The sequence below is a fragment of the Pseudomonas sp. PDM01 genome (assembly GCF_014852325.1).
In the GTDB taxonomy this organism is placed as follows: Bacteria; Pseudomonadota; Gammaproteobacteria; order Pseudomonadales; family Pseudomonadaceae; genus Aquipseudomonas; species Aquipseudomonas migulae.
The window spans coordinates 492,572-518,740 of the sequence record NZ_JACVBK010000001.1; the positions used below are offsets into that span (position 1 = coordinate 492,572).

Genomic DNA, 26,169 nt, shown 5'->3' on the forward strand with positions numbered 1-26,169 from the left:
TTGACCTGTTTGATTCAGATTAACCAGCCGGCGCAGTCGTCGCACTCCGGGGCTTGCGGTCAAATTCGGGGATTCATTTTGCGGTACGAAATGTGAAGTTGATCCGTTGCTCGCCCATTCGCGGGTGCTGACCGTCCTTGATCGGCAAGACACCGTGATAACGCAAGCGATCAACGCCGCCCCAGACCACGATATCGCCGTGCAACAGTGGTACTCGCTGGCTTTTATCGCTGCGTTCAAACCCGCCGAACAGGAACATCGCCGGCAAGCCCAGGGAGACCGAAACGATCGGTGCTGCGTAGGACGCTTCATCCTTGTCTTGATGCAAAGACATTTTGGCGCCGGGGACATAACGGTTGATCAGGCAGGAATCGGGTACGAAATCAGCAAAACCGGCTTCGTGCGCTGCCGCTTGTGCGAGCGCCAAAAACACTGCGGGCATAGCCGGCCAGGGCGCGTCGGTTTGCGGATCATTGCGGGTGTAGCGATAACCGCTGCGGTCGGTGGTCCAGCCCCAGGTGCCGCAACTGCTCATGGCTGCCGACATGATGAAGCCGCCGGGCGTGACCATCTGCCGAAGCGGCGCGGCGGCCAGAACCGCATCCAGTGCAGGCAGCAAACGATCCAGCCAGGGCAGGGCAAAGCCTCTCAGTACGCAAGACTGTTCGCCGATCTGCTCGCGCCGAGGTAGCTGCTCGGGCTCGGCGTCGGCAAACAGGTCGAATGTGCTCGGGGTCATGGGGTCATGTCGCATCGTGAAAGATGATTCCAAGGGTATGCCGTTTTCCGCTGTGCAGGCGACTGACCCCGTGGCGCAACGTGACCCGGTAGAAACCGCGAACGCCTTTGACTGGTCGTTGGTTGACGGCAAAGATCAGCCCGTCACCTTTCTTCAGGCCAATCACCTGGGGGCGAGACTGCATCCGTGGCCGTTGCTCGGTCAGTACAAACTCGCCGCCGGTGAAATCTTCGCCTGGCTCTGACAGAAGAATCGCCACTTGCAGTGGAAAAACGTGTTCACCGTACAGATCCTGATGCAGGCAGTTGTAGTCCTGTGGCCCATATTGCAGCAACAACGGCGTTGGGCGCTCCTGACCGGCGGCATGACAGCGCTCAAGGAACGCCTCGTGCTTCGGGGGGAAACGGATCGGCAAGTCCATCTGCTCGTACCAGCGATTGGCAATCGGCACCAGTCGCGGGTAAAGCGCATTGCGCATTCGACAGACGAGATCCGGCAGCGGGTAGCGAAAGTATTTGTACTCGCCGCGGCCAAAGCCGTGGCGGGCCATCATGACCTGTGAGCGGAAAGGCTCTGGTTTCGCATAGAGCGCGCTGATGTCGTCACACTCTTCGGCACTCAGCAATGACCGGATGATGGCGCAGCCATCCTGATCGAGTTGCTGGTACAGGCTGTCCCAGTCGAGTGTATCGAGCGTACGCTCGTTAAACATGTGCTGACTCCTTAACCCAGGGTTGAGGTGGCCAGTCTAGGGAACGCTGCCGTCGTGAACACTCCGGCGCTTGCGGTCGAATTCAACGGACGGAGCAGACATCCCGGTTGTCGCTCCGAATCCCGTTACAGCGCTTTGCTGACGCTGATCTCGCTGATGACGTCTTCGCCCTGGCCATGAATGGCGTCCAGCGCGGCTTTGGCTTCTGCTTCGGTGCCGTTTTCAAGCTGGGCAAATTCGAAGCGGCGTTCGCCGTTGAGTTTGTATTTGATGACGTACTTGGTTGTTTGGGTCACGGTCATATCTGCCTGTGTTCGAGTCGGGCGGTGCTCAGCTCAGTTTCGTGGTGGAGCGGCGGATGATCTTGATCGAGTGGGACAAGGTCGGTTTGCGGGTCACGCTGATCGCCCGACGGTTGACGGTGTCGATGGTGATGTTCCAGAAACCGGTGCTTGGTGCAGTAATTCGGGCCGGGAAGGTGTCGAATGCACCACCATGGTAAGTGTGACGGCCACCATTCTTGAAGCTGCGGAAATTGGCGTCGTTCATCAAGCGGATGTTGCACATTTGCGAGCACTGGATGACGACGATGTCGTCTTCATTGAGGTGCTCGCGCTGGTGGATAAATTTCATGAGGCGCCTCCAGAAGGGCTTTTTCTACAAAATCAAAACGATAGCATGGGCGATGGGCGCAGTTTATCAGCCCGAACGGGTTATTATCCGGTCGTCGGGCTCCGCTTTGACAATTAAAAACAGTTATTCGGAATTCTATGAGCGATAAAAGCAGTGGGCCTCGGAGAAAACCAGCATTTGTGCTGTCGGAGGGGCTTTATCGGAGGTTTTTTATGAAGTGGGGTGCGTGGGTTTTGCCATTGGTGTTGGCGATGAGTGGTTGTGCGAGTGTCTCGGAAATCAACGAGACGCTGCCCACCATGAACGTGATTTCAGGCAAGAAGCCCCATGAGTACGCGCAATGCCTGACCGAGAAACTGGCCGGCAGCCGCGGTGCCCTGCAAGTCGAGCCCCAGGGCAAAGACGGCGTGCGGGTCATCGTGCCGCAGAAGTTCTCCTCGGGTCCGGCCGCTGTATTTGATATCGAAGAACGTTCCAGTGGCAGCAGCATCAAGCTGCATGAGCGCATCTCCAATGTGCCATTACGCCCCATGGATGTGCGCGATGCCGCCACGGCGTGCATTTCCGGCTGATAGACTGGCGACAGTCAGCATCGATGCCGTCAAAGCAACGCTTTGGCGGCATTGTCATTTCTGGAGTCGAGCATGAAGCGAGAGCAGGTACGGGAACGGCACGCAGAGGGTCACATCTCTGCTACCCATGTGATTCAAAATCCGGCTGATCCGGGGGAATGGATCGTGTTTTTCAAGAAAAGCGCCGGGCGCAGCTATTTTCTGGTGGACGATAACGATGAAGTCGAATCCTTCAGTCGTCTCGACGATCTGATCGAGACCGTGCGCGGTCTCGGGATCAAGTTCGCCGAAATTCACATGTAGGGCAGGGCGCCTTACTTGCAGACCACCACGACGCTGCGGTTTTTGTAGTTGCCTACGTCGACGCCGAGGGTCTTGTCGCTCTCCTTGGTCGACGGGGTTCCGTCAGTGCCGACGATTCGATAGCCGGTGCCGGCGCAGGAGGCATCGGCTTTTTCATAGCAGGAGGCCCAGGAATTGGCTTCGCCGGAGCAGTCGATGGACAGGCCTGTTTCGCCATTGCCCAGGTAAGTCTTTTCAGAGGTGGCGCAGCCACTCAGGGCCAATATCGCAATCAAAGGCAAAAATCTATTCATGTCGTTGTCGTCGTCAGGGTGATGGGCTAAGCCTGTGACAGCGCCGGCATCAAAAGGTTATAGCGAAAGGCCACTTCGTTTCATCCAATCACAAAAAAGCCCTGCGCGAGGCAGGGCTTGGTCATGCAAATCGGCTCCGGATCAGGACTTGTCCTTGCCGCGGCGCTTCGGCTCCGGGTGTTCGAGTTCCAATACAGACGCCACTTCAATCGCCAACGCTTCAGTCGGGAATGGCCCGGCGATATTCTCGCCGCTGACGCTGGCTACCCACCACTGGCCGTCTTTCGCCTGATTGATCAGGAACCCGTTGACACTTTTTGCTACCGACATCTATCTGCCTCGTTGGCTGGTTCAATTGCGCAATGATAACGCCAAACGCACGCAACCGGTGTTGATGGGTGTAGGGTGGGTGCGATTGCATGCTCGGTTGTCGCCTGTGCAGCCCCGAAAATCTGCTATCTATAAGAGGCATCGCGACGTTCTGCGGAACTATCCGCAAGAATATTTCTCTATGTTGGCATCGGTTAGCCAGTGCGGGGCATTGTAAGGTGCACGCCGCCTGATTAGACTGCGCCGAAACTCGTACACACAGCCCTTTCAAGGACTTTTATGATCAAGAAATGCTTGTTCCCAGCAGCCGGTTACGGTACTCGCTTCCTGCCAGCGACTAAAGCCATGCCCAAAGAAATGCTGCCGGTGGTAAACAAGCCACTGATCCAGTACGGCGTCGAAGAAGCTCTGGATGCCGGTTTGACCGAAATCTCCATCGTTACCGGTCGTGGCAAGCGCGCCCTGGAAGACCACTTCGACATCAGCTACGAGCTGGAAAACCAGATCAAGGGCACCGACAAAGAGAAATACCTGGTCGGTATCCGCAAACTGCTCGACGAGTGCTCTTTCTCCTACACTCGCCAGACCGAAATGAAAGGCCTGGGTCATGCCATCCTGACCGGTCGTCCGCTGATCGGCGACGAACCTTTCGCCGTGGTGTTGGCGGATGACTTGTGCGTCAACCTCGACGGTGACGGCGTACTGACGCAGATGGTCAAGCTGTACAAACAGTACCGCTGCTCGATCATTGCGATCCAGGAAGTCGATCCGCAGGAAACCAACAAGTACGGCGTAATTGCCGGTGACCTGATCGGTGATGACCTCTACCGCGTTCGCAACATGGTCGAGAAACCAGCCCCTGAAGACGCACCGTCGAACCTGGCGATCATCGGTCGTTACATCCTGACCCCGGACATCTTCGACCTGATCAAGCAAACCGAGCCAGGCAAGGGCGGCGAGATCCAGATCACCGACGCCCTGATGAAGCAGGCGCAAAACGGTTGCGTCATTGCCTACAAGTTCAAGGGCAAGCGTTTCGACTGCGGTGGTGCTGAAGGCTACATCGAAGCGACCAACTTCTGCTTCGAGAACTTCTACAAGACTGGCAAGGCTTACTGATAGCGTTTGACCTGCTTGTTTCTTAAAAGCCACCTTCGGGTGGCTTTTTCATTTTCCGGCCCCATATCGTTTGCAGCGCTTGCCCAACGGACGTCTGCGGGTATGCTGTTTGCCTGCCGAGGAGATTGAAAATGGCCTACGATTTTGACCTTTATGTGATTGGTGCCGGTTCCGGCGGTGTGCGGGCTGCGCGATTCGCGGCCGGGTTTGGCGCGAAAGTGGCCGTGGCCGAGAGTCGCTATCTGGGCGGTACGTGCGTGAACGTCGGCTGCGTACCGAAGAAGTTGCTGGTCTACGGTGCGCACTTCGCCGAAGACTTCGAGCAGTCTTCGGGCTTTGGCTGGACGCCGGGCGAAGCACAGTTTGATTGGGCAACGCTGATTGCCAACAAGGATCGCGAGATCAATCGCCTGAACGGTATCTATCGCAACCTGCTGGTCAACAGCGGTGTGACCTTGCATGAAGGCCACGCGAAGATCGTCGATCCTAATACGGTCGAGATTAATGGCGAGCGCTTCACTGCAAAGAACATCCTGATCGCCACGGGCGGTTGGCCGCAGATTCCGGAGATTCCGGGGCATGAACACGCGATCAGCTCCAACCAGGCATTCTTCCTCAAAGAGCTGCCAAAACGTGTGCTGGTTGTCGGTGGCGGTTACATCGCCGTTGAGTTCGCCGGTATTTTCCACGGCCTGGGCGCCGAAACCACCTTGCTGTATCGCGGTGACATGTTCCTGCGCGGTTTCGACGGCGCGGTGCGCAAGCACTTGCAGGAAGAACTGACCAAGCGTGGCATGAACCTGCAATTCAATGCCGACATCGAGCGCATTGAAAAGCTCGCCGACGGTAGCTTGAAGGCTACGCTCAAGGACGGTCGCGAACTGGAGGCGGATTGCGTGTTCTACGCCACTGGCCGGCGTCCGATGCTGGATAACCTGGGGCTGGAAAACACCGGGGTCAAACTCGACAAGAAAGGCTTCGTCGAGGTCGATGAGCAATACCAGACCGCCGAACCATCGATCCTCGCGCTGGGCGATGTGATCGGCCGGGTCCAGCTCACGCCGGTTGCGCTGGCTGAAGGCATGGCCGTTGCGCGTCGCTTGTTCAAACCTGAGCAGTATCGCCCGGTGGATTACAAGATGATCCCGACGGCCGTGTTCAGCTTGCCGAACATCGGCACAGTCGGCCTCACGGAAGAAGAGGCTCGTGAGGCCGGCCATGACGTGGTGATTTTCGAAAGCCGTTTCCGCCCGATGAAGCTGACCCTGACCGAATGTCAGGAACGCACGCTGATGAAGCTCGTGGTGGACGGCAAAACCGACAAGGTGTTGGGTTGCCACATGGTCGGACCGGATGCCGGCGAGATCGTGCAAGGTCTGGCGATTGCCTTGAAGGCGGGCGCTACCAAGCGCGACTTCGACGAAACCATCGGCGTGCACCCGACGGCCGCCGAAGAGTTCGTCACCATGCGTACACCGGTCGCGAGTTAATCGGCCTTGGCTGCGTCTGGCGCTGTCGCAATGACCGCTGCCAGGCGCACGCTTTCATCGAGGCTCGCCTGAGTCTTCAGTAGTTCAATTTCCAGCGCCTTGTTTATCTGCGACTGTTCCTCGACGTTCTGCTTCAGCGACTGGCTCTCCAGCAGTGCTGCGCGCAGGCGTTCCTGGAGGAGGGTGCGTTCGCTGTCGATCCGGTTGACCTGTTCCAGCAGTTGATCCTGGCGGGTATGGGTGTGCTTGAGCTGTTCTTGCAAAAGGCTCAACTCGCGCAATGTGCCGCGGTTTTCAGTCAGCAGGCGTTCGTTGTCGCGGTGCAGTTGGGTGATTTCATCCTGGCGCACCAGGGCGCTTTGCTGGGCCTGGCGCAACTCCATCTGAATCTGCTGCACCTGGCCTTCATGGCGGCTTTGTTCCTGCTCGCGCTGCTCTTTGACGGCGTTGCGGTAGTGCTCCAGTGCGTCACGGGCGTGCAGGTGCTTTTCCTCAAGGGAGCGGATCTGCTCGTCCTTGTCTTGCAAGCGCAACTCGAAATCAGCGAGCGCCTGATTCATTCCTGCGTTACGGGTTTGCTCGGTCTGCAGCATCGACAGGGTGTTGTGCAGGGTGTCGGACTCCTGCGTCAGCGCCAGGGTTTGAATCTCGTACTGCTGCTGCAATTCGCTGTTGGCTTCCTGGGCGTCTGTCAGCTGGCTTTCCAGGTTTTTTCGTTGCTGTTCGAACTGCGCGCGTGCCTGATCGATGGGTTCCTGCGCCTGCTCTTTGAGCCGTTGCGCAAGGCGCGAGACCAGCCCGGCCAGCTCGTCATCGATGGGTTCGGAGGAGGGCGCTACCGGCTCGGCGCCGTCATCCAGCTCCTTCAAGTACCGGTGAATAGTGGTTTTCGAGCCGGTATTGCCCATTTCGATCCGTACTGCATCGATGCTGGGGTTTTCACCGCGAGCCAGAATTGCCAAGCGTGCCGCTTGCACCACTGCTTTGTTAACACCACCGCGTGCCATGAACTCTCCTACGATTTCGTACTGTGGTACGTACCACTAAAGTGAACAATGTACCACGCCAATAAATAACATTAAATACGTTAAGTATTCACACGGGATATACTGGTATTACCCCGTGTGACAGCGATCCTGAATTGTTCGTAGCTCCATTTCCGTACACAACCCTCCTGTAGGAGCGAGCCTGCTCGCGAAAAACCTCCAGGCACCGCGATCACTCAGGCAGTTAGCGTCATCGTTTACGTCCATCGCGAGCAAGCTCGCTCCTACAGGAGTCACCGCCATGAGCGATCTGGATCGTTACCTGCAAGCCGCCACGCGCGACAACACTCGCCGAAGCTACCGGGCGGCCATCGAACATTTCGAAGTCGATTGGGGCGGGTTTCTACCGGCCACGGCTGATAGCGTTGCGCGCTATCTGGTGGCGTATGCGGGTGAGTTATCGATCAATACGTTAAAGCTGCGGTTGTCGGCGCTGGCGCAGTGGCACAACAGCCAGGGGTTTGCCGATCCGACCAAGGCGCCCGTGGTGCGCAAAGTCTTCAAAGGCATTCGTGCGCTGCACCCGGCACAGGAGAAGCAGGCTGAGCCATTGCAGCTTCAGCATCTGGAGCAAGTGGTGGTCTGGCTTGAGCAGGAGGCACAAACCGCGAAATCAAAAGACGATCGACCGGCGCTGTTAAGAGCCCGGCGCGATAGGGCGCTGATCTTGCTGGGTTTCTGGCGCGGTTTCCGCAGCGACGAGTTATGCCGCCTACAGATTGAACACGTGCAGGCCAGTGCCGGTTCAGGCATCACCCTGTATCTGCCTCGCAGCAAGAGCGACCGCGAAAACCTTGGCAAGACTTACCAGACACCGGCGTTGCAGCGATTGTGTCCGGTGCAGGCATACATCGACTGGATGACCGAGGCCGCATTGGTGCGCGGGCCGGTGTTCCGTGGCATCGACCGCTGGGGCCATTTGAGCGAAGAGGGCTTGCACGCCAACAGCATCATCCCGTTATTGCGCCAGGCACTGGAGCGCGCCGGCATTGCGGCCGAGCACTACACCAGCCATTCGTTGCGACGGGGTTTTGCCACGTGGGCTCATCAAAGCGGTTGGGATTTGAAATCGCTGATGAGTTACGTCGGCTGGAAGGATATGAAATCGGCCATGCGTTACGTAGAAGCCAGTCCGTTTCTGGGGATGACGCGGATTTCGGAAAAGCCGTTGGCGCCCTAGATACCTTTTCCTTCTATTAATACTGTCTGCTAATAGCGAAAACCAATCAGCAGCATGAGGTTTGCCAATGAGCCATCCGTCCGTCGAGTGGGTAGAGTTCACTCCATCAACTTCTTAACCCCTGACGGAGAGTCAACGATGCCTATCATCAACAGCCAAGTTAAACCATTCAAAGCTGACGCATTCAAAAACGGCGACTTCGTAAAAGTCTCGGACGCTGACCTGAAAGGCAAGTGGTCGGTTGTGTTCTTCTACCCAGCAGACTTCACCTTCGTTTGCCCGACTGAACTGGAAGACCTGGCTGACAACTACGACGCGTTCCAGAAACTGGGCGTCGAGATCTACAGCGTTTCCACTGACACCCATTTTGCTCACGCTGCCTGGCACAACACTTCGCCAGCCATCGGCAAAATCCAGTACACCATGATCGGCGACCCGACCCACGCTATCTCCCGCAACTTCGACGTACTGATCGAAGAAGCTGGTCTGGCTGACCGTGGCACCTTCGTGATCAACCCAGAAGGCCAGATCAAAATCGTTGAGCTGAACGATGGCGGCGTTGGCCGTGACGCTTCCGAGCTGCTGCGCAAAATCAAGGCTGCCCAGTACGTCGCTGCTCACCCAGGCCAGGTTTGCCCAGCCAAGTGGAAAGAAGGCGAGGCCACTCTGGCTCCGTCCCTGGACCTGGTCGGCAAGATCTAAGTCTGTGACACGCTTCAAAGGGCGGAACTCCGCACCTACTCAGTAAGCTGCACCGCCCAATAGAAAAGCCCGGGCGAGATTCGCTCGGGCTTTTTTTCGCCTCAAGAAAAGCAAAGGAAATCGCCCGTATGTTGGACGCCAATCTTAAAGCCCAGTTGAAATCGTACCTGGAACGGGTCACCCAGCCGATCGAGATCGTTGCATCCCTCGACGACGGTGCGAAATCCCGGGAAATGCTCGAACTGCTGAAAGACGTTGCCAGTCTTTCCAGCCAAATTACTTTGCTCGACAACGGTGACGACACGCGTAAACCATCGTTCTCGATCAACCGCCCCGGTGCCGACATCAACCTGCGTTTCGCCGGCATCCCGATGGGCCACGAATTTACCTCGCTGGTGCTGGCCCTGCTGCAAGTCGGTGGCCACCCTTCGAAAGCCAGTGCGGAAGTGATCGAACAGATCCGCTCGCTCAAAGGCCAGTTCAGCTTCGAGACTTACTTCTCGCTGTCCTGCCAGAACTGCCCGGACGTCGTTCAAGCGCTGAACCTGATGGCCGTGCTCAACCCGAACATCCGTCACGTCGCTATCGACGGCGCGTTGTTCCAGGCCGAAGTCGATGATCGCAAGATCATGGCCGTGCCAAGCATTTACCTGAACGGCGAGATTTTCGGCCAGGGCCGTATGGGCCTGGAAGAAATCCTCGCCAAGATCGACACCAGTGGCGCCGAGCGTCAGGCCGAGAAAATCAGCGCCAAAGAAGCCTTTGATGTGCTGGTGGTCGGCGGTGGCCCGGCCGGTGCTTCGGCAGCGATCTACGCCGCCCGTAAAGGCATTCGCACCGGTGTGGCAGCTGAACGTTTTGGTGGGCAGGTGCTGGACACCATGGCCATCGAGAACTTCATCTCCGTGCAGGAGACCGAAGGGCCGAAACTGGCCAGCGCGCTCGAAGAGCACGTCAAGCAATACGACGTCGATATCATGAACCTGCAACGGGCCACCGCGCTGATCCCGGCGAAGAATCCCGGCGAGTTGCACGAGGTTCGCTTCGAAAGTGGCGCGACCCTCAAGACCAAGGCACTGATCCTCGCCACCGGCGCCCGCTGGCGTGAAATGGGTGTGCCGGGCGAGCAGGAATACAAAGCCAAAGGCGTGTGTTTCTGCCCGCACTGCGATGGTCCGCTGTTCAAAGGCAAGCGCGTAGCGGTGATCGGCGGCGGTAACTCCGGCGTTGAAGCGGCGATCGATCTGGCCGGTATTGTCAGCCACGTCACGCTGCTGGAATTCGACAGCAAGCTGCGCGCCGATGCGGTGTTGCAACGCAAGTTGTTCAGCCTGCCCAACGTCGATGTCATCACCAGCGCACTGACCAGTGAAGTGAAGGGTGACGGCCAGAAGGTGACCGGGCTGGTCTACAAGGATCGCGATTCGGGTGAGTTCAACACGGTGAACCTTGAAGGTATCTTCGTGCAGATCGGTCTGCTGCCTAACACTGACTGGCTCAAAGGCACCATCGAGTTGTCGCCTCGCGGCGAGATCATCGTCGATGCCCGTGGTGAAACCTCGATGCCGGGCGTGTTCGCTGCCGGTGACGTGACGACCGTGCCGTACAAGCAGATCGTGATTGCAGTAGGCGAGGGCGCCAAGGCTTCCCTGAGTGCATTCGATCACTTGATCCGGACATCGGCCCCGGCATAAACCGGACGCTGAAAACACAAAACCCTGTAGGAGCAGAGCTTGCTCGCGAAGGCGGTGTGTCAGTCAATAGATATGCAGACTGACACACCGCCTTCGCGAGCAAGCTCTGCTCCTACAGGGACGTGGTGATGTTTACAACGGCGCTGGCTGGATGATCTCGACCCAGTAAGCATCCGGGTCCTTGATGAATGCCAGGCTCTTCATGCGGCCATCGTTCAGGCGCTTCTGGAAATCGCAGCCCAGCGCTTCGAAGCGTTCGCACGCAGCGACGATGTCCGGGACCGAGATGCAGATGTGGCCGAAACCGCGCGGGTCGGTGTTGCCGTTGTGGTAGGCGAAATCAGCATCGTTTTCGGTGCCGTGGTTGTGGGTCAGCTCAAGGATGCCGGGGATCGACTTCATCCATTGGGTGCGGGCTGCGGCATCGGCCGGGATCTGGTTCTTGTCGACCAGCGCCAGGAAATACAGGCTGAACTCGGCTTCCGGGAAGTCGCGCTTTTCCACCAGCGAGAAACCGAGGACCCGCGTGTAGAAATCCAGGGACTTGGTGATGTCTTTGACCCGCAGCATTGTGTGGTTGAACACGAAGTTCTGCGTTGCGGTGTCAGGTTGGGCGGTGACGCCTGGGAAGGTGTTCAATTCGTGCAGGCTCATGGGCCCTCCGGAAAATAAGTGGGGCTAACGAATGACGCCAATGATACGCAAGGGCGCAGGCATCACCAAACCCAAACCACCCGCTATTGCCTGACAGGCGGACGAGGCTCAGACTTTATCGCTCAATCCGTGAGTATTCATTGCAATGACCCGATCCTGTAAATCGCTGTTCGTTCTGATTTTCCTGTTGTCAGGCGTTACCTGTGCTCATGCGGATGCCCCGATCGTGACCTGGCCAGATGGCTGGGAAGTCGAAACGACCCCGCCAGATCAGGCCACGCCTCAAGTGTCCCGGCAGCGCGCGGTGAAAAACGATCAAGGCGGTGTGCCGTTGATGGTCATGGAGTTGACCATGACGACAGTGGAAAGCGGTCATCAGGTCAATCTGCAAGGTGTGCTGCTGGAAATGCGCAAGTCCGTGCAAAAGGACTTCTTTCAGGGCGGTTATCAAAGCGTGTGCAACAAAATCCATTCGGCAACGTTGAGCCGCCTGGAGGCACTGGAAACTACCTGCACCATTACGCAGAACGGACGCCACGTGCTTTCGCAAACATTGGTCGCGGCGGTGGATGCCGATAAGGCTTATGTTCTTTCGTACGCAGGGCAGGCAGAGGCTTACAAGGCAAGCCTGGGTGAAATAGAGGCTGCTCGTAACAGCTTGAAACTTTAGATAACGGTTTGCACGGTCGTGCATTTCGCAATGTTTAGATACCCAAAGGGATTAAGCACAAAGTTAGTCGATATGTAGCGAATTGATCGATTTCAATCGTTGCATTTAACAGGTATCCATAAAAAAGCCCTGCTTGATGCAGGGCTTTTTTTGTCACCGCGAGTGCTTAGCCGCGAAGCCAGGAGTCAACGGTGGAAGCACCGTATTGTTCCTTCCAGGCTTTCAGGCCGCGGTGGTTGCCGCCCTTGGTTTCAATCAGTTCACCGGTGTGCGGATTCTGATAAACCTTGACCACGCGAGCGCGGCGGGTTTTCGGCGCGGCGGCCTGCTGCAGACCGGATTTTGCCGGGTTCGGATCGAGAATGGCGATGATGTCGCGCAAGCTCTTGCCGTAGGTTTTCATCAGCCCCTGGAGCTTTTCTTCGAATTCGATTTCTTTCTTGAGCCCGGCATCGTTCTTCAGGGATTCCAGCTGCTTGAGCTGCTCTTGAAGGGCCTTTTCAGCTGCACGAAATTCAGCGAGTCTGGACAATATCTTTACTCCAATAGTGTGTTTGGCTGATACCAACCGCAAACAAAGCTATAAGCCAAGAGCCTTGTAGCGACTCGGTGATAGTGGCTCACCTGCCAATTTATAGCAGGCATGAAAAATTGTAGTAGTTAATGAGCAAAGAGTAAATCCTGACTTTTTCTTCATGTAACGAGAGTAGTCTTTTGATTCAATTTGGTGCGCATCGCCGTTGTCTCGTCGCTTAATGCCATTAGTTAATGGTGACTTAATGCCTTAATGAAGTCTTCACCGGGCATCGGCCTGCCGAACAGATATCCTTGCAGAAAGTTCACGCCATGGGCGGTGAGGTAGTCACTTTGCTCTTCGGTTTCCACGCCTTCGGCGACGATGCCCAGATCGAGCTTGGCGGAGAGTTCGATGATGGTGTCCAGAATGTGCCGGGAGAGGGCGTCGGCGCCGATCAGGGCGACAAAGCTCTGGTCGATTTTCAGGAAGTCGACATTGAACTGGCGCAGATAACCCAGGCTTGAATGACCGGTGCCGAAGTCATCGATGGCGATCATCACGCCCAGCGCATGAAGTTGCTCGAACAACTGCAGCGTGATGGCGGTGGGCTCGATCAGTTCGCGCTCGGTCAGCTCCAGTACCAGGTGAATGGAGCCCGGCGCAAAGTTGCCCAGAAATGTCCGGCAATCTTCGACCAGTTCCAGGTTCTTGCAGTGGCTGGCAGTGATGTTGATGCCCACGTGAAACGGGCTTTCGAATGAGGTCGACAAGGGCGCCAGCAATGCGGCGGTTTGCTGCATTAAAGAACGGGTCATGGGCACGATAAGCCCGGAGTGCTCGGCGAACGGAATAAACAGATCGGGACGAACCAGCCCTTCCTTCGGGTGCTTCCAGCGCATCAGCACCTCGGTGCCTGACCATTTCTTGCTGTCGCCATGAACCACCGGCTGAAAGTAAGGAATGAACTCCGCCGCTTCCAGCGCACGCTGTAGCTCATGACTCGGCGATGAAGAGCGCTTCTGCAGAATGTGCCCGATGGAACCTGACACCACGCCGAAGAAGATCAGCAAGCTGAACAGCGGCGGATATTCGCTACTCATGTAGCGCCACGTTTCGCCTTCGGGAAATCCGGCTGTTACAGAGAACGCGTAGCGCGAGGAGCCGAGTCTGGTTTGCGCCACGGGCAAAGTGGGGAGGGGGTCTTGATGGAACTGGCCATCGGCGGTCAGCCAATGGGGGCCGACTTGCAGCATCAGTATTGTCGAGCGGCCGATCATGCGCAGTACGTTGCTCAAGTGATAACCGTCCAGCGTGCTCAGCGCGCCTTTTTTTCCTTCGCCGATGCGGTACACCAACACCGCGGAATCGGGCGTGACCAGATTGCCTTTCATCAGTTGCAACGTGCCGTTGCTGTAGTCGCCCACCTCGATTTTTTCGCGAAAGTCGCCGAACAAAGAACTGCAGTAATTGGTGTCGTCCCACACCAGATTGGTCGAGCGCACAAACGGGCGGCGGGTGACTTGCTCGCGTAAGGCCAGATTGACGTCAATACAACTTTTCCCGGCCAGCGGCAGCAATTCGCGTGCGGCCTGCGCGGTGTTGTCGAGCATCAGTTCGAATTGGCGGATGGCTTCTTCGGCGGTCAGTCGGGTGCTTTGCTCAAGCGCGCGCTCAGCTTGCAGGTAAAGAATGGCGAACCCGAGCAACATCGGGAGCAAACCACTCAATACGGTGACAATAATCCGTCTGCCGCGTTGGCGGCGGGTTTTTACAGTCAGTGGCATTTGCGAAACCTGTAGCGATGAAATAGGGCTCTCAAATGCAGGCAGGACAACGGCACGCCTCCCCAAAAGAGTTCGGTCAGAGGCCATGATAGTTGGCCTTTGTGGCTTATGCCGCTCAACGGTAGGCCAGGTTTGTGGCCAGTTTGATAAAGGCCAGTGCCGCCGGTGAACTCTGGCGTTGGTCGAGCACGGCCAGGCCGACCTGGCGTGCGATCGCTGGCGATAGCGGTTTTTTCAGGTAGCGGTCGTCGTGATGCGTGGGCAGCGAGCCTTCGGCGACCACGGTCAACGCATCGCCCCGGCCAACGGTATCCAGCGTGCTGAGCAACTGCGAGCAGCGATAACGGATGTTAGGCGTCAACCGCGCGGCACTGAACAAACGGGACACCAGCTCCGAAGAGCCGGCCTCGGTCAGCACGAACGGGTCGTGACACAAATCGCCCAGGGTCAGGCTGGTGCGAGCCGCCAGCGGATGATGGGCGGGCAGCAACGCGACCATCTGGTCCTCGAACAACGCAAAGGTGTCGAAGCGCTCCTCGGGCAACACCACGAAGCCGATGTCGATGCGTCGCTCTTCCAGCCACTGGATCACCTGGCGGTCGGGGCCTTCATCAATGTGCACCTCGATGCCGGGGTGCGCGGCGCGGTAGTGCTGCAGAATCGTCGGCAACAACTTGATCGACGAGGTCGGGCCGAACGAGCCGATGCGCAATGTGCCGCGTTTCATGCCGCGGGCATCCGCCGCTTCCTGGCGCAAGGTGTTGGCCAACCCGAGCATTGCCCGGGCGCGCAACAGCAGCTGTTGGCCGATGTCACTGAGTTCGACCTGAGACTGATGCCGCCGCAGCAGCTCGACGCCCAGTTCCTGTTCCAGCGACTTGAGGGCGTGAGACACCGCGGATTGAGAAATGCCCAGACGATTGGCCGCCGCCGTAAAGCCGTGAAGTTCGGCAACGAGCGAGAAGATCTCCAGCTGAGTGAGGGTCATGAGCTTTTACTCATTTTACGATGAACGAATATTAGCGAAATGATACGCCATCGAATCGATCTGTCGTTCTGGAGACTTATGACTGCATGTGAGCAAAGCCTGTCGGAGCCTTCCGATGTCGCGGTTTATTTCAAACTCGCGGCGGTCACCATGATTTGGGGCGGCACTTTCGTCGCGGGGCGGTTTCTGGCGGACAGCCTCAGCCCGTTGTTCGCTGCCAGCCTGCGTTTTTTGCTGGCCAGCGCGGCGCTGCTCCTGTTTTTGCTGCTCGCGCGCATTCCACTGGCTCGGCCGGGTCCTCGGCAATGGTTGCAACTGGCGCTGTTGGGCTTCTTCGGGATTTTTTTCTATAACCTGTGCTTCTTCTATGGCCTGCACTACATCAATGCCTCGCGGGCGTCATTGATCGTGGCGCTGAACCCGGCCGTGATCGGATTGGCTTCGTGGCTGTTGTTCAAGGAGCGCTTGAGTCGAGCTAAAGTCATCGGCATCGCGATCTGCATTGCCGGGGCAAGCCTGGTGATTGTCAGTCGTCATCCGCAATTGCTGGCCGGTCAGGCGGATGCCTGGTTCGGTGATCTGTTGATTTTCGGCTGCGTGCTCGGTTGGGGCATTTACTCACTGTTCTCCAAAGATCTGAATCAAACCCTGGGGCCGGTGCAAACGGTGACGTATTCGATTTTGCTGGGCACGGTGATGCTCTGGGTGGCCAGTGCCGTCGGGGGCGAGGTGAGTGTTGCGGCGCTGGTCAGCCTTGACTCGTCGCAATGGTTGAGCCTGATGTATCTGGGCGTGCTGGGCTCGGCGCTGGCGTATATTGGCTATTACGACGGCCTGCGCAAAATCGGCGCGACCCGTTCCGGGGTGTTCATCGCCTTGAATCCGCTGACCGCTGTCATCCTGGGTGCGTTGCTGCTCGGCGAGCAATTGACCCTGACGATGTGTCTGGGCGGCGGGCTGATTCTGGCGGGGATTTTCCTCTGCAACAAACCCCTTGCGCGAGTAGGGAAAAAGGGGATTTGATACAGAAGGCGGACAAATCTATTTACGCTGTGTAGAATCCGGTTACGCATATAAGAATAAATAGCTTCTGGCAGCAGAAGCCTCGCCCGTAATAGCCTTGGGTCGACAATGAAGAGTTTTGGGTTTCAATTGATCTACGGTGACTTCCTCGCGCGCAGCGTGCGGGGCATCTCCTGCGCGCCACCCGCCGGTCTCAGCATTGCCAGCAACTAACGATTCGTTAATTGACCAGAAAATGATGAGGCGCCGACCATGGCAGATTTATACGAAAACCCGATGGGCCTGATGGGCTTTGAATTCATTGAATTCGCATCGCCAACCCCGAACACGCTGGAGCCGATCTTCAAGATCATGGGCTTCACCAAAGTCGCGACCCACCGTTCCAAAGACGTGCACCTGTATCGCCAGGGCGCGATCAACCTGATCCTCAACAACGAACCCCACAGCGTCGCTTCGTACTTCGCGGCCGAGCACGGCCCGTCGGTGTGCGGCATGGCGTTCCGCGTCAAGGATTCGCAAAAGGCCTACAAGCGTGCACTGGAACTCGGCGCTCAGCCGATCCACATCGAAACCGGCCCGATGGAACTGCACCTGCCGGCGATCAAAGGCATCGGCGGCGCGCCGCTGTACCTGATCGACCGTTTCGGTGAAGGCAGCTCGATCTACGACATCGATTTCGTGTTCATCGAAGGCGTTGACCGCAACCCGGTCGGTGCCGGCCTGAAGATCATCGACCACCTGACTCACAACGTGTATCGCGGCCGCATGGCGTACTGGGCGAACTTCTACGAGAAGCTGTTCAACTTCCGTGAAATCCGCTACTTCGACATCAAGGGCGAATACACCGGCCTGACCTCCAAGGCGATGACCGCGCCGGACGGCATGATCCGCATCCCGTTGAACGAAGAGTCCTCCAAGGGCGCAGGGCAGATCGAAGAGTTCCTGATGCAGTTCAACGGCGAGGGCATCCAGCACGTGGCGTTCCTCAGCGACGATCTGATCAAGACCTGGGATCACCTGAAAAGCATCGGCATGCGCTTCATGACGGCGCCACCGGAAACCTATTACGAAATGCTTGAAGGCCGCTTGCCGAACCACGGCGAACCGGTTGATCAACTGCAAGCGCGAGGCATCCTGCTGGACGGTTCGTCCGAGTCAGGCGACAAGCGTCTGCTGTTGCAGATCTTCTCGGAAACCCTGATGGGCCCGGTGTTCTTCGAATTCATCCAGCGTAAAGGCGATGACGGGTTCGGCGAGGGCAACTTCAAGGCACTGTTCGAATCGATCGAACGCGACCAGGTTCGTCGTGGTGTGCTCTCCACCGACTAAGTTGATCCACCGATAAAAACTGTGGGAGTGAGCCTGCTCGCGATAGCGGTCTGTCAGCCAACATCAATGTTGAGTTTGACGACGCTATCGCGAGCAGGCTCGCTCCCACATTTGTTTTGTGTGTCTGTTAAGGGCGGCGTTGTCGCATCATGTGCTTGAACCCTTCGAACATCAGCACCAGCACCGCCATCCAGATCGGAATGTAGGTTAGCCATTCCCCGGTCTTGATGCTTTCCCCGAGCAACAACGCAACGCCAAGCAACAGCACCGGCTCGACGTAGCTCAACAGCCCGAACAGGCTGAAGGGCAACAGCCGGCTGGCGATGATGTAGATCACCAGCGCCGACGCACTGATCACGCCGAGAAGCGGGATCAACAGTGACAGCCACGGATGCTGATCAAACACATTGAAACCTTGCTCGCCGGTCTGTACGAACCAGAAGGCCACCGGCAGCATCAACGCCATGTCCAGCCACAAGCCGCCGAGGTTGTCCGTCGCCAGACGCTTGCGCAGGACGAAATACGTTGGATAGCCGATGCACACCAGCAACGTCGCCCAGGAAAACCCACCGACCTGATACAGCTCGTTGATCACACCGAGGCAGGCAAAAAACACGGCAACTTTCTGTAGATAGGAGAGGCGCTCACCGTAGGCGAGCCGTCCGGTCAGGACCATGGTCAGTGGCAACAGGAAATAGCCCAGCGACACATCAAGGCTGTAGCCGTTGAGCGGCGCCCACATGAACAGCCAGAGTTGCACGCCCAGCAGGGCCGAAGAGGCGATCAGGGCGGCAATCAGTTTTGGCTGGGCGATGGCTCGGCGAACGAGCTCGGCCACACGCTTCCATTCGCGGGACACCACCATGAACACGGTCATGCACGGCACTGTCAGCAGCATGCGCCAGCCAAAAATTTCCACACCGCTCAACGGGTTGAGCAGTGAGGTGTAGTAATACATGACGGCAAACAGCACAGAGGCCGAAACCGATAGAGCGATACCTTTAGACAAACTGTCCTCGCGAAGTTGAACGTGAAACGGGGTGCGGAGGATACGTGGTTTTTGTGCTGAATATTGTCCGGATGATCAATATTTGCAACACGGCAATACCCTGTGGGAGCGAGCCTGCTCGCGATGGTGTATCAGCCACATCGGTATCAACTGACAGATCATCGCGAGCAGGCTCGCTCCTACAGTGGTTATGTGTTTCTTCAGGTGTTACGGGGTTTACGGCCCGACACGAAATGGCTCACATCATTGAACCCTGGCGTGGACGCATGCCCCGGTGTCACCAGCGAGTCGATAAACGCTTCATCCTGCGCCGTGATCTTCACCGCCTGCGCCTTAGTGTAGGCATCCCATTGCTCTTCGGTGCGCGGCCCGACAATGGCCGAGGTGACGGCGCTGTTGTTCAGCACCCAGGCAATCGCGAATTCGACGATACCGACGCCGCGATCTTGCGTGTATTGCTGGATCTGCTGGGCGATGCGCAGGGATTCGACGCGCCATTCGGTTTCCAGAATACGTTTGTCGGCGCGCCCGGCGCGGCTGTTGGCATCCGGTTTTACATCCGGCGCATATTTGCCGCTGAGCACGCCGCGCGCCAGCGGGCTGTAAGGCACAACGCCCAAACCGTAGTTCTGCGCGGCGGTGATCTGTTCGGTTTCGGCCTGACGATTGACGATGTTGTACAGCGGCTGGCTGATGACAGGGCGGTCGACACCCAGTTGGTCGGCCACGCGAATGACCTCGGCGATGCGCCAGCCGCGGTAGTTAGACAACCCCCAGTTGCGGATTTTGCCCTGGCGAATCAGGTCGCCGATGGCCGACACCGTCACTTCCAGCGGCGTGTTGTGGTCTTCGCGGTGCAGGTAATAGAGGTCGACGTAGTCGGTGCCCAGGCGCGTGAGGCTGGCATCGATGCCATTGAAAATGTGCTTGCGGCTCAGGCCGCTGCGGTTCGGCACACCGTCCACCGGGCCGAAACCGACTTTGGTGGCGAGCACCCATTCGTGGCGGTTGCCGGCGATCGCTTCGCCGACGATCTCTTCAGAGCGACCGTTGGTGTAGACGTCGGCGGTGTCGATGAAATTGATGCCCTGGTCCCAGGCCTTGTCGATGATCCGCAGGGAATCTTCGGTGCTGGTCTGTTCGCCGAACATCATGGTCCCCAGGGTCAGGGTGGACACCTGCAATCCCGAGTGACCCAGCGTGCGGTAGCTCATGACGAAATCCTTTTACCAGTGGGAAAGGCTCAATCAAATACCAGAACAACCGCATGGGGCAAACACAATTATTGCCCCCCCACAATCAAATGTGGGAGCGAGCCTGCTCGCGATTGCGGTTCAACATTCAACAGCTATGTTGACTGACACTCCGCTATCGCGAGCAGGCTCGCTCCCACAGGGGACAGATGTCAGACGCGCAGGGTGCGGGTCATGCGCAACGCCAGCAGGCTGCCGCAGACAATCACGCCCGCCAGCAAGTACAACGCGGCATCGGTCGAGCCAGTAGTGTCCTTGACCCAACCGACCAGGTACGGGCTGAGGAAGCCGGCCATCTGGCCCATCGAGTTGATCAACGCCAGGCCACCGGCAGCCGCGCCGGCGCTCAGCAGTGCGGTCGGCACCGGCCAGAACATCGGCAGGCCGGTGAGGGCGCCCATGGTGGCGATCGTCAGGCCAAGGATGGCGATGGCAGGCGTGGTCGCGAAGTTCACGGCAATCAGCAGGCCCACTGCCCCCATCAACATGGGCACCACCAAATGCCAGCGACGTTCTTTGCGCAAGTCCGCCGAGCGGCCGACCATCAACATGAACACGGCCGCCAGCAGGTACGGGATCGCACTCAGCCAGCCGATCACCAGGTTATCGTTGAAGCCCAGGTTCTTGATGATCGACGGCAGCCAGAAGTTGATCGCGTAGACCCCGCTCTGGATGCAGAAGTAAATCAAACCGAACGCCCAGATCGCCGGGTTCTTGAACACCGCCAGCAGCGAGTCGGTGGTGGTTTTCGGTTTGTTGGCCAGGTCTTCAGCGTGGTCGGCTTCCAGCACCGAGCGCTCGAACGGCGTGAGCCATTTGGCGTTGGCGTAACTGTCGCTCAGCAGGAAGTAGGCAAGGGCGCCGAGGATCACGGTCGGGATGCCTTGCAGCAGGAACATCCACTGCCAGCCGGCCAGGCCACCCTGGCCCGCAGCGAAGTGGTTGAGGATCCAGCCAGAGAACGGGCTGCCGAGCAGGCCGGACACCGGGATCGCCGACATGAACAGCGCCATGATGCGGCCACGGCGGAAGGTCGGGAACCACTGCGAGAGGTACAACACCACGCCCGGGAAGAACCCGGCTTCGGCCGCGCCGGTGAACAGGCGCAAGGTGTAGAACTCGGTCGGGGTGGTGACGAACAGCAGGCAGGTCGACAGCGTGCCCCAGGTGATCATCATCAGCGCGATCCAGCGGCGCGGGCCGAATTTGGTCAGCGCCAGGTTGCTCGGTACGCCGCACAGCACGTAGCCGATAAAGAAGATCCCGGCGCCGAGGCCGTACACGGTTTCACTGAATTTCAGCGCGTCGAGCATCTGCAGCTTGGCAAATCCAACGTTCACCCGGTCGAGGTAGTTGAACAGGTAGCAGATGAAGATGAAGGGGATCAAACGCAGGGTAATGCGTTTGTAGACGGCATTTTTTTCGTCAACGATGGCCTGGGTAGCGGCGGCGCTCTGTGACATGGCGGGCTCTCTCTTTATTATGATTTTTTGCGATGCAAAGGGTAACGTTGATCGCCCTGAGAGTCTCGACCACCCTCAGGGCTGCTGTCTTTGTGCCTGAGCACAGGGTTTGCAACCAAGCCCTGTGCGGGTGAACAACCGCGCTTTGAAGGACCACCACAATGTTCGAACTCGATCACGACCTGGCCCAGGACATCGTCGACCGGGCGATGGCCATCCTGCCTTACAACGTCAACGTCATGGACAGCCAGGGGTTGATTCTCGGCAGTGGTGAACCGGAGCGGGTCAACACCCGGCACGAAGGCGCGCAACTGGTGCTGGCCAACGGGCGGGTGGTGGAAATCGATGCGCAAACCGCTATCCACCTCAAGGGCGTACAACCGGGTATCAACCTGCCGCTGTTGCTCGATCAACGGCTGATTGGCGTGCTCGGCATCACCGGCGAACCCGAGCAATTGCGCACCTACGCCGAACTGGTGCGCATGACCGCCGAGATGCTGGTGGGCCAGCGCAATCAGCAGGCCGAACAGCAATGGCGGCGCCAGCGTTGCGATGACTTGCTGGCGTTGCTGCTCAGCGAGGCAGGGGATTCGCCGCGCCTGATCGATGAGGCGCAACAGCTTGGGCTCAAACCGCAACTGACGCGGGTGCCGTATTTGTTCGAGCTGGGAATGGAGCACGGTCCGGGGCAAACCGTCGACGCACTCAGCGCCTGGCTGACCTCGCGCTACCCGGACAGTTGGTGCGTAAGCTCGGCCAAGTCGTCGTTGCTGTGGTGCCGGCCGGCCAACCAGGCGATCGAGAACGACCGCTTGCTGGAAAAGCTCGACGGCCTCGGCTGGAATATCTTGCGCATCGCCGTGGGCGGGCAGGCCGACGGCTTGTCGGGTTTGCGCCGTTGCTATCGGCGGGTCGGCGACTTGCTGGCCTATGGGCGCGATGTACTGCCGCATTCTCGTCTGTTGACGCTGACCCGCTATCGATTGCCGGTGATGCTCTGGCGCCATCGCAACGACGATGCGCTGGACGAATTGCTCAAACCCTTGCGCAAAGTCATCGCCAAGGACGGCAACGGCCAATTGCTGGCGACGTTGCGCAGTTGGTGCGATCACGACGGCCAGAGCCAGGCCTGCGCCGATGCGCTGGGCATTCACCGCAACAGCCTGCGTTACCGGATGGAGCGGATTGCCGAGCTCAGCGGCGTCGACCCGTTGCGCCTCGATGGCATGCTCGCGCTGTACCTCGGCGTGCAACTACTCCCCCAAACCGACGCAAATCCATGACGTTGTGAACACGTCCTTGTAGGAGCCGGCTTGCCGGCGATGGCGTCCTCGAAATCGCCATCGCCGGCAAGCCGGGCTCCTACAGTTTTTTCGGCGTACTTGAGATTGCTTTCGCGAGCAGGCTCGCTCCCACAGGGTTTTGTGAAAATGAACAATAATCCTCCGTGCCACTTGTGCAGCGGACCGGCGTTATTGTTCAGGCCGGCTGGCAGCATGGGGGCATTGGAACTGGAGAATTCGCATGAAAATCGTCATCGCCCCCGATTCGTTCAAGGACAGCCTCAGCGCACAAGGCGTGGCCGATGCCATTGCCCTTGGTCTGGTTGAAGTCTGGCCCGATGCGCAACTGGTCAAAAGCCCGATGGCCGATGGGGGCGAAGGCACGGTCGAGTCGATTCTGGCCGCCTGCGAAGGTCAACTCCGTCGCACCCACGTCAAAGGACCGCTGGGCACAACGGTCGACGCCGCATGGGGCTGGTTGCCCCAGAGCCTCACCGCCATCATCGAGATGGCCGAGGCCAGCGGCCTGCAACTCGTTCCGCCGGGGCAACGCGATGCGTGCATCAGCAGCACCTTCGGCACCGGTGAGTTGATCCGCGCGGCACTCGACGCCGGGGCGCAACGGGTGATCCTGGCGATTGGCGGCAGCGCCACCAACGACGGCGGTGCGGGGGCGATGCAAGCGCTGGGCGTGAAACTGCTCGATGCACAAGGCCAAACCCTGGCGCCCGGCGGATTGGCACTGGCGCAACTGGCGCGCATTGATCTCAGTGACATCGATCCACGTCTGACCGACGTGCGCTTCGACATCGCCGCCGACGTCAACAATCCACTGTGCGGCCCCCACGGTGCCTCTGCGATTTTCGGTCCACAAAAAGGCGCAACGCCTGCGCAGGTCGAGCAGCTGGATCACGCCCTCGGGCACTTCGCCGGGCTTTGCGCCCAGGTTCTCGGCAATGACGTGCGTGACGAGCCGGGCAGCGGCGCGGCGGGTGGCCTGGGGTTTGCCGCCAAGGCCTTCCTGGGCGCGCAGTTCAAGGCCGGGGTTGAAGTGGTCGCGGAGTTGGTCGGTCTGGCCGATGCGGTCAAGGGCGCCGATCTGGTGATCACCGGCGAAGGCCGCTTCGATGCGCAAACCCTGCGCGGCAAGACACCGTTTGGTGTCGCACGCATCGCCGGACAACACGGCGTGCCGGTCATCGTCATCGCCGGCACCTTGGGCGAGGGCTATCAGGCCCTGTACGCGCATGGCATCGACGCCGCGTTTGCCTTGGCGAGCGGGCCGATGACCCTGGAGCAGGCGTGTACCGAGGCGCCACGGTTGTTGCGTGAGCGGGCGAGCGACATCGCCCGGGTCTGGCGTATCGCCAAACGCCAATCCTGAATACCCCACGGCCATTGTAGGAGCGAAGCTTGCTCGCGAAGAACGTGAGGGCAACGCGTTCATCCAGACAACCTGCGTCATCGTTGACGACCTTCGCGAGCAAGCTTCGCTCCTACAGGGGGACGCGGCGAACCAAAGATCAGTGTTTCACGGATGAAACACTCGTAATCCCTTGAAATATATTTCGCAAATCCCCGCAAAAATCCTCAACCCCAGCCGATACAGATATCAGGCGCACACAAACCAATTACAACAGTGGCGCCAGCCTGAGCGGTGCGCCTCAATGCCCGCCCGCCAGTGATCACGGCAAGGACGCTCGAAGACTCAATCACCCGAGTATCGTCCTATGTCCCTGCGTAATCTGAACATCGCGCCTCGAGCTTTCCTGGGTTTTGCCTTCATTGCCTTGCTGGTCATCGTGCTGGGTGTATTTGCCGTGAGCCGCATGACGACCATTCGCCAGGCCTCGGTCGACATGGAGACGACGCAACTGCCCAGCATCGGGTTTTTGGGCAACATGACGGAAAACGTCCTGCGCATGCGCATCCTCTCGTTCCGGGTGTTGGTCAACCGCGAACCCGCCGCGTTGCAGGAAGCCCAGACTCGCATCAGCGTCCTCACCGACAAGCTGCGCAGCGCTCAGGCCAGCTACGCAGCCTTGCCCGCCCAGCCAGAAGAAGCCGCGCTGTACAAGACGTTCACCGCCACCCTCGACACCTACATGCAAGCGCAGAACCAGATGATGGAGCTGTCGCGGCAGAACAAGCTGGATGAGATGCGCACCCTGATCAATACGCGGATCAAGGACGGCACCGACCAGATGGGCGAGCAGCTCAATAAACTGGTGGCACTCAACACCACCGATGCCAAGACCGCATCGGCCGAAGCGGGCGAACACTACAGCAATGCCATCACCGGCATCGTGGTCGTTGCGGTGATTGCCGCACTGATGACCGTGTTGCTGGCCTGGCTGTTGACCCGCAGCATCGTCACCCCGCTGAACCGTGCATTGCAGGCTGCTGAAACCATTGCGGGCGGCAACCTGCGCAACGTCATTGAAGTCGATGGCAAGGATGAACCGGCACGTTTGCTCGGCGCCTTGTCCGCGATGCAAGCCAGTTTGCGCAAAACCATCGAGCAAATCGCCGGTTCCGCCACGCAGCTGGGCGCCGCCGCCGAAGAGCTGAGCACGGTCACGCAAGAAGCGTCCCGCGGTCTGCAACAGCAAAACAATGAAATCGAACAAGCCGCCACAGCAGTCAACGAAATGACCGCCGCCGTGGAAGAAGTGGCGCGCAACGCCGTGTCGACTTCCGAAGCCTCGAACCAGTCGACCCAGGCTGCTCGTGAAGGTCGCGACCGCGTGGTGGAAACCGTTGATGCGATCCAGACCATGACCCACGACGTGCAGAACACCTCGCTGATGATCGAAGGCCTGGCCGCTCAGGGGCGGGACATCGGCAAGGTGCTGGACGTGATTCGCGCCATTGCCGAGCAGACCAACCTGCTGGCACTGAACGCCGCGATTGAAGCGGCCCGTGCCGGTGAAGCCGGGCGTGGTTTTGCGGTGGTGGCGGACGAGGTGCGGGCGTTGGCGCATCGCACGGCGCAATCGACTCAGGAAATCGAGAAGATGGTGGCCGGCATCCAAAACGGTACGGGGGAGGCGGTGTCGTCGATGCAGCAAAGCAATCAGCGCACCCACAGCACCCTGGAAATGGCCCGAGCCGCCGGTGTCGCGCTGGAGCAGATCACCCAATCGATCCATCTGATCAACGAACGCAACCTGGTGATCGCCAGCGCGTCCGAAGAGCAGGCGCAGGTGTCCCGCGAAGTCGACCGCAACCTGGTGAACATTCGCGACCTGGCAACCCAGTCCGCTGCCGGGGCCAATCAGACAAGCGCTGCCACCCATGAACTGTCGCGCCTGGCCGTTGATTTGAATGCCATGGTGGCGCGGTTTGTGATTTGAATCGCTGCGTGGCACTGGCGGTTCCGC

The 26,169-nt window shown here is 58.6% G+C and carries 27 protein-coding genes; 13 read left to right on the top strand and 14 right to left on the bottom strand.

Going from position 1 to position 26,169, the window contains the following annotated elements; translation table 11 throughout:
- Nucleotides 1–73: 73 nt before the first annotated feature.
- The 4 genes from alkB to IB246_RS02350 form a co-directional block, all read right to left on the bottom strand.
- Complete coding sequence (gene alkB, locus IB246_RS02335) at nucleotides 74–754, bottom strand: DNA oxidative demethylase AlkB (protein WP_008036901.1); 681 nt, start codon at nucleotides 752–754, stop codon at nucleotides 74–76.
- Entirely contained in the window at nucleotides 744–1,451 is a 708-nt protein-coding gene (locus IB246_RS02340) for a 2OG-Fe(II) oxygenase (RefSeq protein ID WP_008036900.1), read from the bottom strand. Before IB246_RS02340 ends, alkB begins: the two co-directional genes overlap by 11 nt.
- A 125-nt stretch (nucleotides 1,452–1,576) precedes the next feature.
- Nucleotides 1,577–1,747, bottom strand: a complete 171-nt coding sequence (locus tag IB246_RS02345; protein ID WP_162130704.1) for a hypothetical protein — start codon at nucleotides 1,745–1,747, stop codon at nucleotides 1,577–1,579.
- A gap of 34 nt (nucleotides 1,748–1,781) precedes the next feature.
- Nucleotides 1,782–2,084, bottom strand: coding sequence for a DUF1883 domain-containing protein (locus IB246_RS02350; RefSeq protein ID WP_008031060.1), 303 nt, complete (start codon nucleotides 2,082–2,084; stop codon nucleotides 1,782–1,784).
- Nucleotides 2,085–2,296: 212 nt separating this feature from the next.
- Here IB246_RS02350 and IB246_RS02355 point away from each other — a divergent pair, with 212 nt between their 5' ends.
- Both IB246_RS02355 and IB246_RS02360 read left to right on the top strand, forming a co-directional pair.
- Complete coding sequence (locus IB246_RS02355; RefSeq protein ID WP_008036898.1) at nucleotides 2,297–2,656, top strand: hypothetical protein; 360 nt, start codon at nucleotides 2,297–2,299, stop codon at nucleotides 2,654–2,656.
- A 72-nt stretch (nucleotides 2,657–2,728) separates the two neighbouring features.
- Nucleotides 2,729–2,959, top strand: coding sequence for a hypothetical protein (locus IB246_RS02360; protein ID WP_008031064.1), 231 nt, complete (start codon nucleotides 2,729–2,731; stop codon nucleotides 2,957–2,959).
- A gap of 11 nt (nucleotides 2,960–2,970) precedes the next feature.
- Here the strand turns inward: IB246_RS02360 and IB246_RS02365 are convergent, their stop codons facing one another.
- Nucleotides 2,971–3,252 (bottom strand): hypothetical protein, encoded by a 282-nt coding sequence (locus tag IB246_RS02365; protein WP_008036896.1) that lies wholly within the window; start codon nucleotides 3,250–3,252, stop codon nucleotides 2,971–2,973.
- A gap of 141 nt (nucleotides 3,253–3,393) precedes the next feature.
- A complete protein-coding gene (locus IB246_RS02370; RefSeq protein ID WP_008036894.1) occupies nucleotides 3,394–3,582 on the bottom strand; it encodes a hypothetical protein in 189 nt (62 codons plus the stop codon).
- A 279-nt stretch (nucleotides 3,583–3,861) separates the two neighbouring features.
- Between IB246_RS02370 and galU the strand changes: the two genes are divergently transcribed.
- Nucleotides 3,862–4,701, top strand: a complete 840-nt coding sequence (galU, locus tag IB246_RS02375; protein ID WP_008036893.1) for a UTP--glucose-1-phosphate uridylyltransferase GalU — start codon at nucleotides 3,862–3,864, stop codon at nucleotides 4,699–4,701.
- Nucleotides 4,702–4,832: 131 nt separating this feature from the next.
- Nucleotides 4,833–6,191, top strand: coding sequence for a glutathione-disulfide reductase (gene gorA, locus IB246_RS02380; protein ID WP_008036888.1), 1,359 nt, complete (start codon nucleotides 4,833–4,835; stop codon nucleotides 6,189–6,191).
- On the opposite strand, the gene IB246_RS02385 is transcribed toward gorA, so the two are convergent.
- Nucleotides 6,188–7,198, bottom strand: a complete 1,011-nt coding sequence (locus tag IB246_RS02385; protein WP_008036886.1) for a DNA-binding protein — start codon at nucleotides 7,196–7,198, stop codon at nucleotides 6,188–6,190. The genes gorA and IB246_RS02385 overlap by 4 nt on opposite strands.
- A gap of 280 nt (nucleotides 7,199–7,478) precedes the next feature.
- Between IB246_RS02385 and IB246_RS02390 the strand changes: the two genes are divergently transcribed.
- The 3 genes from IB246_RS02390 (at nucleotide 7,479) to ahpF (ending at nucleotide 10,813) form a co-directional block, all read left to right on the top strand.
- Nucleotides 7,479–8,417: a site-specific integrase gene (locus tag IB246_RS02390; RefSeq protein ID WP_008036884.1), complete on the top strand. Its 939-nt coding sequence runs from the start codon at nucleotides 7,479–7,481 to the stop codon at nucleotides 8,415–8,417.
- Nucleotides 8,418–8,555: 138 nt separating this feature from the next.
- Entirely contained in the window at nucleotides 8,556–9,119 is a 564-nt protein-coding gene (gene ahpC, locus IB246_RS02395; RefSeq protein WP_007975937.1) for an alkyl hydroperoxide reductase subunit C, read from the top strand.
- A gap of 128 nt (nucleotides 9,120–9,247) precedes the next feature.
- Nucleotides 9,248–10,813, top strand: a complete 1,566-nt coding sequence (gene ahpF, locus IB246_RS02400; RefSeq protein WP_008036882.1) for an alkyl hydroperoxide reductase subunit F — start codon at nucleotides 9,248–9,250, stop codon at nucleotides 10,811–10,813.
- Nucleotides 10,814–10,945: 132 nt separating this feature from the next.
- Here the strand turns inward: ahpF and gloA are convergent, their stop codons facing one another.
- Nucleotides 10,946–11,467, bottom strand: coding sequence for a lactoylglutathione lyase (gene gloA, locus IB246_RS02405; protein ID WP_008031081.1), 522 nt, complete (start codon nucleotides 11,465–11,467; stop codon nucleotides 10,946–10,948).
- Nucleotides 11,468–11,612: 145 nt separating this feature from the next.
- Between gloA and IB246_RS02410 the strand changes: the two genes are divergently transcribed.
- On the top strand, nucleotides 11,613–12,137 hold the full coding sequence (locus IB246_RS02410; RefSeq protein WP_008036879.1) for a DUF4946 domain-containing protein: 525 nt from the start codon (nucleotides 11,613–11,615) through the stop codon (nucleotides 12,135–12,137).
- 166 nt (nucleotides 12,138–12,303) lie between these two features.
- Here IB246_RS02410 and IB246_RS02415 read toward each other — a convergent pair whose 3' ends face one another.
- The 3 genes from IB246_RS02415 to IB246_RS02425 all read right to left on the bottom strand — a co-directional run bounded on the left by IB246_RS02415 (nucleotide 12,304) and on the right by IB246_RS02425 (nucleotide 15,426).
- Nucleotides 12,304–12,669 (bottom strand): histone-like nucleoid-structuring protein, MvaT/MvaU family, encoded by a 366-nt coding sequence (locus IB246_RS02415; protein WP_008031084.1) that lies wholly within the window; start codon nucleotides 12,667–12,669, stop codon nucleotides 12,304–12,306.
- 233 nt (nucleotides 12,670–12,902) lie between these two features.
- A complete protein-coding gene (locus IB246_RS02420) occupies nucleotides 12,903–14,438 on the bottom strand; it encodes an EAL domain-containing protein (RefSeq protein ID WP_008036877.1) in 1,536 nt (511 codons plus the stop codon).
- Nucleotides 14,439–14,553: 115 nt separating this feature from the next.
- Nucleotides 14,554–15,426, bottom strand: a complete 873-nt coding sequence (locus IB246_RS02425) for a LysR family transcriptional regulator (protein WP_008036873.1) — start codon at nucleotides 15,424–15,426, stop codon at nucleotides 14,554–14,556.
- Nucleotides 15,427–15,504: 78 nt separating this feature from the next.
- Between IB246_RS02425 and IB246_RS02430 the strand changes: the two genes are divergently transcribed.
- The gene (locus tag IB246_RS02430) at nucleotides 15,505–16,449 is read left to right on the top strand and encodes a DMT family transporter (RefSeq protein WP_008036872.1); all 945 of its coding nucleotides are present in this window, start codon (nucleotides 15,505–15,507) and stop codon (nucleotides 16,447–16,449) included.
- A gap of 252 nt (nucleotides 16,450–16,701) precedes the next feature.
- A complete protein-coding gene (gene hppD / locus IB246_RS02435; RefSeq protein ID WP_008031092.1) occupies nucleotides 16,702–17,778 on the top strand; it encodes a 4-hydroxyphenylpyruvate dioxygenase in 1,077 nt (358 codons plus the stop codon).
- 127 nt (nucleotides 17,779–17,905) lie between these two features.
- On the opposite strand, the gene rarD is transcribed toward hppD, so the two are convergent.
- From rarD to IB246_RS02450, 3 genes are all read right to left on the bottom strand, one after another.
- Nucleotides 17,906–18,787 carry an EamA family transporter RarD gene (rarD, locus tag IB246_RS02440; RefSeq protein ID WP_008036871.1) on the bottom strand — a complete coding sequence of 294 codons (882 nt, stop codon included), beginning with the start codon at nucleotides 18,785–18,787 and terminating at the stop codon, nucleotides 17,906–17,908.
- Between the two features lie 200 nt (nucleotides 18,788–18,987).
- A complete protein-coding gene (locus IB246_RS02445; protein ID WP_008036869.1) occupies nucleotides 18,988–20,001 on the bottom strand; it encodes an aldo/keto reductase in 1,014 nt (337 codons plus the stop codon).
- Nucleotides 20,002–20,192: 191 nt separating this feature from the next.
- The gene (locus tag IB246_RS02450; RefSeq protein ID WP_008031098.1) at nucleotides 20,193–21,503 is read right to left on the bottom strand and encodes an MFS transporter; all 1,311 of its coding nucleotides are present in this window, start codon (nucleotides 21,501–21,503) and stop codon (nucleotides 20,193–20,195) included.
- Between the two features lie 161 nt (nucleotides 21,504–21,664).
- Here IB246_RS02450 and IB246_RS02455 point away from each other — a divergent pair, with 161 nt between their 5' ends.
- The 3 genes from IB246_RS02455 to IB246_RS02465 all read left to right on the top strand — a co-directional run bounded on the left by IB246_RS02455 (nucleotide 21,665) and on the right by IB246_RS02465 (nucleotide 26,142).
- The gene (locus IB246_RS02455) at nucleotides 21,665–22,786 is read left to right on the top strand and encodes a sugar diacid recognition domain-containing protein (protein WP_008036866.1); all 1,122 of its coding nucleotides are present in this window, start codon (nucleotides 21,665–21,667) and stop codon (nucleotides 22,784–22,786) included.
- A 241-nt stretch (nucleotides 22,787–23,027) separates the two neighbouring features.
- The gene (locus tag IB246_RS02460) at nucleotides 23,028–24,170 is read left to right on the top strand and encodes a glycerate kinase (RefSeq protein ID WP_008036863.1); all 1,143 of its coding nucleotides are present in this window, start codon (nucleotides 23,028–23,030) and stop codon (nucleotides 24,168–24,170) included.
- A 346-nt stretch (nucleotides 24,171–24,516) separates the two neighbouring features.
- Complete coding sequence (locus IB246_RS02465) at nucleotides 24,517–26,142, top strand: methyl-accepting chemotaxis protein (protein WP_008036862.1); 1,626 nt, start codon at nucleotides 24,517–24,519, stop codon at nucleotides 26,140–26,142.
- Nucleotides 26,143–26,169: the final 27 nt, after the last annotated feature.

Excerpts from the sequence above, each read along its gene's own strand:
- alkB (WP_008036901.1), bottom strand. The coding sequence starts at position 754 with ATGCGACATGACCCCATGACCCCGAGCACATTCGACCTGTTTGCCGAC.
- IB246_RS02340 (WP_008036900.1), bottom strand. The coding sequence starts at position 1,451 with ATGTTTAACGAGCGTACGCTCGATACACTCGACTGGGACAGCCTGTAC.
- IB246_RS02350 (WP_008031060.1), bottom strand. The coding sequence starts at position 2,084 with ATGAAATTTATCCACCAGCGCGAGCACCTCAATGAAGACGACATCGTC.
- IB246_RS02355 (WP_008036898.1), top strand. The coding sequence starts at position 2,297 with ATGAAGTGGGGTGCGTGGGTTTTGCCATTGGTGTTGGCGATGAGTGGT.
- IB246_RS02360 (WP_008031064.1), top strand. The coding sequence starts at position 2,729 with ATGAAGCGAGAGCAGGTACGGGAACGGCACGCAGAGGGTCACATCTCT.
- IB246_RS02365 (WP_008036896.1), bottom strand. The coding sequence starts at position 3,252 with ATGAATAGATTTTTGCCTTTGATTGCGATATTGGCCCTGAGTGGCTGC.
- IB246_RS02370 (WP_008036894.1), bottom strand. The coding sequence starts at position 3,582 with ATGTCGGTAGCAAAAAGTGTCAACGGGTTCCTGATCAATCAGGCGAAA.
- galU (WP_008036893.1), top strand. The coding sequence starts at position 3,862 with ATGATCAAGAAATGCTTGTTCCCAGCAGCCGGTTACGGTACTCGCTTC.
- gorA (WP_008036888.1), top strand. The coding sequence starts at position 4,833 with ATGGCCTACGATTTTGACCTTTATGTGATTGGTGCCGGTTCCGGCGGT.
- IB246_RS02385 (WP_008036886.1), bottom strand. The coding sequence starts at position 7,198 with ATGGCACGCGGTGGTGTTAACAAAGCAGTGGTGCAAGCGGCACGCTTG.
- IB246_RS02390 (WP_008036884.1), top strand. The coding sequence starts at position 7,479 with ATGAGCGATCTGGATCGTTACCTGCAAGCCGCCACGCGCGACAACACT.
- ahpC (WP_007975937.1), top strand. The coding sequence starts at position 8,556 with ATGCCTATCATCAACAGCCAAGTTAAACCATTCAAAGCTGACGCATTC.
- ahpF (WP_008036882.1), top strand. The coding sequence starts at position 9,248 with ATGTTGGACGCCAATCTTAAAGCCCAGTTGAAATCGTACCTGGAACGG.
- gloA (WP_008031081.1), bottom strand. The coding sequence starts at position 11,467 with ATGAGCCTGCACGAATTGAACACCTTCCCAGGCGTCACCGCCCAACCT.
- IB246_RS02410 (WP_008036879.1), top strand. The coding sequence starts at position 11,613 with ATGACCCGATCCTGTAAATCGCTGTTCGTTCTGATTTTCCTGTTGTCA.
- IB246_RS02420 (WP_008036877.1), bottom strand. The coding sequence starts at position 14,438 with ATGCCACTGACTGTAAAAACCCGCCGCCAACGCGGCAGACGGATTATT.
- IB246_RS02425 (WP_008036873.1), bottom strand. The coding sequence starts at position 15,426 with ATGACCCTCACTCAGCTGGAGATCTTCTCGCTCGTTGCCGAACTTCAC.
- IB246_RS02430 (WP_008036872.1), top strand. The coding sequence starts at position 15,505 with ATGACTGCATGTGAGCAAAGCCTGTCGGAGCCTTCCGATGTCGCGGTT.
- hppD (WP_008031092.1), top strand. The coding sequence starts at position 16,702 with ATGGCAGATTTATACGAAAACCCGATGGGCCTGATGGGCTTTGAATTC.
- IB246_RS02445 (WP_008036869.1), bottom strand. The coding sequence starts at position 20,001 with ATGAGCTACCGCACGCTGGGTCACTCGGGATTGCAGGTGTCCACCCTG.
- IB246_RS02450 (WP_008031098.1), bottom strand. The coding sequence starts at position 21,503 with ATGTCACAGAGCGCCGCCGCTACCCAGGCCATCGTTGACGAAAAAAAT.
- IB246_RS02455 (WP_008036866.1), top strand. The coding sequence starts at position 21,665 with ATGTTCGAACTCGATCACGACCTGGCCCAGGACATCGTCGACCGGGCG.
- IB246_RS02460 (WP_008036863.1), top strand. The coding sequence starts at position 23,028 with ATGAAAATCGTCATCGCCCCCGATTCGTTCAAGGACAGCCTCAGCGCA.
- IB246_RS02465 (WP_008036862.1), top strand. The coding sequence starts at position 24,517 with ATGTCCCTGCGTAATCTGAACATCGCGCCTCGAGCTTTCCTGGGTTTT.